This window comes from Actinosynnema sp. NPDC023658, assembly GCF_040639995.1.
GTDB lineage: Bacteria > Actinomycetota > Actinomycetes > Mycobacteriales > Pseudonocardiaceae > Actinosynnema.
In genome coordinates, this window is sequence record NZ_JBFAAX010000472.1 from 1 (window position 1) to 4,551 (window position 4,551).

The following is a 4,551-nucleotide window of genomic DNA, read 5'->3' on the forward strand; positions in this document are numbered from 1 at the left end:
GCCGCACCTGCCCACCCCGGTCGCGGGCGAGGGCCAGCGGCTCCGCCAGCGCGTCGGCGGCCGCCGACGGGCCGCCCTGGTCAGGGTGCTTGAGCACCACGATGTACCGATCGGCCACCTGCTCCTCCGAAGACGAGAGCAGGGGCGCGAGCGGGTCGGCGGTGGCGGCGGCCGGGCCGGCCATCCCCACCACCAGGGCGGCGGCCAACACGCAGGCCACCCGCCGGGAACGGGAACTGTGCAGGGACATCGTCAGCTCCAAGAGACAGGGATGTGAAGCAACCCAGAAAGTAGCCGGGGAAATCCCTGTCGTGACCGGCCTTCGCCGCCACCGCGCAAAAGTGTGGATGAGCCCCAATTCGGTGGACGGTACGGGTGCGGCGGGCCGGTCGGGATATGTCTGGGGCTCAACGGGACACGCTCGGGTGTGCCCGGCCTCGCGCACCCGGCCTCGCCGGGACGAAATGGCTGTCAAGCTCGTCGCCCGCGACGGCCTCAGTCCCACTCCCACCGGACACCGACGATCCCCGGCGCGACGTCGGGCGTGTAGACGTGGGTGACCTGGTTGCGGTGACAGGGCAGAGCGTGTTCCTCGGTCGGCTCGTCACCCCACCGGTTCGCGCGGAACGACCGCAGGCGCACCGGGACCGCGTGGGGGTGGAACGCCACGCGCAGCAGGTAACCCCGGCACGGCGAGCGGAACGCCTTGAAGTAGTGGTCGCCCGACTCCGGACGGGCACGGGTGCCGGTGAAGTGCTGGTCGAACGCGACCAGGTGCACGTCGCCGCGGTTGAGCCGGTGGTCGAACAGCAGTTCCGCCACCAGGAAGCCCGACTCGTCGTCGAACCGGGTGCGCCCCAGTCGACACCCCTCGACGGGGCGCACCTCGGGGTGGCCCTCCCCCTCGTCGCGGTAGTACACGACGCACCCGTCCACGCCGTCGACCAGCGCCGACACCAGGTTGCGGACCTCGACCCGGCGCAGCACACCGTCGTCGTCGAACGTCACGCGGTCCTCGACGCCCTCGTAGGAGCACTGGCCCAGGTGGGCGAACTCGCCGGTGGTCATGATGGCGGTCAGCCGGGCGTGGTCGTCGAAGATCGCGTCGTAGGACACGGTCCCGGGGACGTGGTCCAGCCACCGCCCGCGCGGCCTGCGCGGGCCGAGCAGCCGGACCAGCGCGTCCTGCGGCAGGTCGAGGATCTGCTCCAGGACGCGGACGGCGTGGACGGACTCGGTCCGCTCGGGGCGGCTGCGGCCGGTCTGCCAGTTGCTCAGGCTGGACGCGCTGACGTGGACGCCCGCGGTGGCCAACCGGTGAACCAGGCGCTCCAGACTCAGGCCGCTCGCGCGCACCGCCGCCCTGAGCGCGCGGTCGAACGGACCCGACCGCAAGGCGCGGGACAGTTCGTCGTCAACGGAGGCCGGGCTGTTCGCGGATGGCACGGCAGAACCTCCTCGTTCGGCTCGCCGCAATGTAACCTCCTCGCCCACGGCTCCCCCGGCACGACCACGAGCTCCCCCACCGTCCTCGTCACCGCGTCCAAGCAGGCAGAGAACGTACGAAGCGCAACGGAAGTCGAGCTTTCGCGGACCGACCGCCATCCGCTGTGACGTCGACCAGCACGGCATGATGACCAACTGTGCCGCTCCGACCGGCCTACCTCGGCGTGACCAACGCCTTCGCGTTGCTGCTCCTGCTGCCCATGAGTGCTCGGGACAAAAACTTGGAGATCCTGGCTATGGCACCAGATCACCGTCCTGGAACGGCAACTGGGTAACACCCGTCCGCGCCTCTCCCCGGCGACCGGGTTCCTCGCAGCGCTGCTACACCGACTTCCGAACGACACGCTTCGTCGACTGCGGCCACTGGCGCGTCCGGAGCCGGTCCTGCGCCTAGCATGAGAGAACCCCACCCGGAGCTACCGCCGCATCCACGGCGCACTCCTCGTACTCAGCATCACAGTCGCCGCCTCCACCATGTGGCAAATCCTCAAGGACGCCGGAATCGATCCGACGGCCGAGCGGACCACGACGACCTTGTCAGGCTTCCTCCGCTCACAGGTCGACGCAATCCTGACCTGCGACTTCTTCGAGACCTCCACCCTGAACGGCATCCGGCTGTACGTGCTCGCGGTCATCGAACACGCCAACCGCCGGATCCGCGTCCTCGGCACCACCACCCAGGTCACCTAAGCCGCCAGAAACCACGTCATGGATCTCGAAGACAAAGGCCTACACATGCGCTTACTGATGCGCGACCGCGACGGAAAGCATCCCGCCCTGTTCGACGACATCCTCGCCGACGTGGCGTCAAGGTCGTCCTCAGCGGAATCCGCATCCGGCGCCTGAACGCGATCATGGAAGGCCGGCTCCGCAGCTGCCGTCACGAACCCCCGACCGCACCCTCATAAGGAACCCATCGCACCTACTCCACGCCCTGCACGAGTACGAGCACCTCTACAACAACCACCGCCCACACCGAGGCATTGCCAACGCCCAACCATTACCCGCGCTGCCACCAGCGTCACCGATCAAGCAACGGTCACCTGACTCGACATCCGCAGACGGCAACGACTGGCGGCATCCTCAACGAGCACCACCACGCCGCCTGACCAGCACGGACGACATTTTCGGCAAGCACAGGGATGTGAAGCGGTTCAAGTCGTCAGAGAAGTGACGGCAGCACGTGCTCCTCGGTGACCACCAGGCCCGTGGTGGCCATGATCCCGGCCAGGTCGGGATCCCAGGCGGCCTCCGGGGGGCGGCTGTTCAGCGTCGGCAGGTCGATGCTGCGGGCGATCAGCGTGGCGACGGCCTCGCGGTAGTCGTTCGCCGACATGCGCCACGCCGTGCCGTCGGTCCAGGCGAGGATCTCGTTGGTCGCACGGATGCCGTCTGGCGTGAAGTCGTTGTGGCAGCGGGCCGTCTTGCCCTTGAGGTGGTGCCTGGCCTGTGCCGTGAGGCCGTTCGGGAGCACCATCAACGGTCCGGCCACGCCGGATTCGAGCAGGCGTGGGCTGCGGACGACGGTGATCTCCGGGGTTTCGAGGGTGTCGTTCAGCGTCAGGTAGCCCTGGGAGGTCAGCACCGGATCGCTGTAGGCGTCCTTGAGGATCCCGGCCTGCTCCCAGGTCGTGCCCATGAGCTCGAGCGCCTTGCCCACGATGCGGGCGAGCGGCCGTCCGTCGTCGAGGTCGTTGCCGGCCAGGGCGAACCGGGTCGTCGTCGGCCCGAGCCCGCCGAGCACCCGGGCGGCCTGGTTGGCGAGCATCGGCAACGCGGGCTGAGGGATCCTGCCGTACCGGCGCACGTACCCGATCCACGGTGCTGCCCACGGCTCGTGCAGCAGGTTGTGCTCACGCAGTGCAAACTTCAACACGGCCTCGGCCGTCGCCGCTTCCCCGGTAGTGGACATGTCGATCGGCTTGCCGTGCAGCGCTTCCAGCACCTCGATCAGCGTGCTGCCGTGCGTACGGACGTGCTGGTCCAGGCGCGTCAGGGAAATCTGCCGGCGGGCCGGGTACGCGACCGGCTTGCGCAGCAGCTCGGCGAGCGCCGCGGCGGTCTTCTCGTCCTCGATGTGAATGCTGAACGCAGACCGGCCGCCACCCTCCAGGGTCTCTCGGGCCAGCCGCCACAACTCGGCCAGTTCAAGTCGGTCCAGGTCCACAGTCCGAGTCTAGTTTCGCCATCCGGACCGCGCGCACACCGACTCCGGGTACCTGGGGGGTGCCGGAACTCTGCGCTGAGGCGCTGAACTGCGGCGATCGCGCACCATGGGCTATAGGAGCAAGATCGCGAGGCGTGGCGCTACGACTGCTGTACCTGGTCTTCGTCCGGGTCGTCGGCTGGTTGGTTCTACTCGGCCGGTCGTCGGCGGCCAAGGACGTGGAACTTCAGGTGCTGCGACACGAGGTCGCCGTACTGCGCGCACCAACCCCGCACGCGGCTGGAGTGGGCCGATCGAGCTGTGCTCGCCGCACTGGTGCGCCGGCCTCAGCTCCTCGGCCGGTCGCCCGTCACCGCCACGCCGTCGCCGGGCGGCGTCCGGCACTAGGAGCTGTTTGGGGTTTGGATCATGTGGTTGGGGTCAGGGTCTTCAGCCACATGATCGCTCCTCGTAGGTGCAGTCCGGCCTCGTAGCTTTGTGGCGTCTTGTCGTAGCGGGTGGCCAGGCCGCGCCATGTCTTGATCTTCTGGAAGCAGCGTTCGACGGTGTTGCGCCGCCGGTAGCGCACGGGATCGAACGACACGGGCCGCCCTCCTGCGGAGCCCTTCTTCTTCCTGTTGGCCTGCTGGTCGGTCTTCTCCGGGATCACCGCCGTGATCCGGCGACGACGCAGATAGGCCCGGTTGGCATGGGAGGAGTACGCCTTGTCCGCGGCCACCGCGCCCGGACGGGTGCGGCGCCGACCGGCCGGGCCGGGAACTCGGATCCGGTCCATCACCGTCCGGAATTGCGGGCTGTCCCCGGCCTGGCCGGGGGTGAGCACGAACGCCAACGGCAGCCCGGCGGCGTCGACCGCGGCGTGGATCTTGCTGCTCAGC

6 protein-coding genes are annotated in these 4,551 nt (G+C 68.8%); 2 read left to right on the forward strand and 4 right to left on the reverse strand.

Annotated elements, in window-relative coordinates:
• Positions 1–250: hypothetical protein (locus tag AB0G02_RS29170; protein ID WP_360800051.1), on the reverse strand; the 250-nt coding region annotated here is incomplete at its 3' end.
• A gap of 245 nt (positions 251–495) precedes the next feature.
• Positions 496–1,446, reverse strand: coding sequence for a hypothetical protein (locus tag AB0G02_RS29175; protein WP_360800054.1), 951 nt, complete (start codon positions 1,444–1,446; stop codon positions 496–498).
• A gap of 534 nt (positions 1,447–1,980) precedes the next feature.
• On the opposite strand from AB0G02_RS29175, the gene AB0G02_RS29180 reads away from it, so the two are divergent.
• Complete coding sequence (locus tag AB0G02_RS29180) at positions 1,981–2,196, forward strand: hypothetical protein (RefSeq protein WP_360800057.1); 216 nt, start codon at positions 1,981–1,983, stop codon at positions 2,194–2,196.
• 18 nt (positions 2,197–2,214) lie between these two features.
• The gene (locus AB0G02_RS29185) at positions 2,215–2,352 is read left to right on the forward strand and encodes a hypothetical protein (protein ID WP_360800060.1); all 138 of its coding nucleotides are present in this window, start codon (positions 2,215–2,217) and stop codon (positions 2,350–2,352) included.
• Between the two features lie 316 nt (positions 2,353–2,668).
• On the opposite strand, the gene AB0G02_RS29190 is transcribed toward AB0G02_RS29185, so the two are convergent.
• The gene (locus AB0G02_RS29190) at positions 2,669–3,673 is read right to left on the reverse strand and encodes a DUF2399 domain-containing protein (RefSeq protein ID WP_360800062.1); all 1,005 of its coding nucleotides are present in this window, start codon (positions 3,671–3,673) and stop codon (positions 2,669–2,671) included.
• 406 nt (positions 3,674–4,079) lie between these two features.
• Positions 4,080–4,551, reverse strand: a 472-nt coding sequence (locus tag AB0G02_RS29195) for an IS5 family transposase (RefSeq protein WP_360800065.1), incomplete at its 5' end; no start/stop codon positions are given.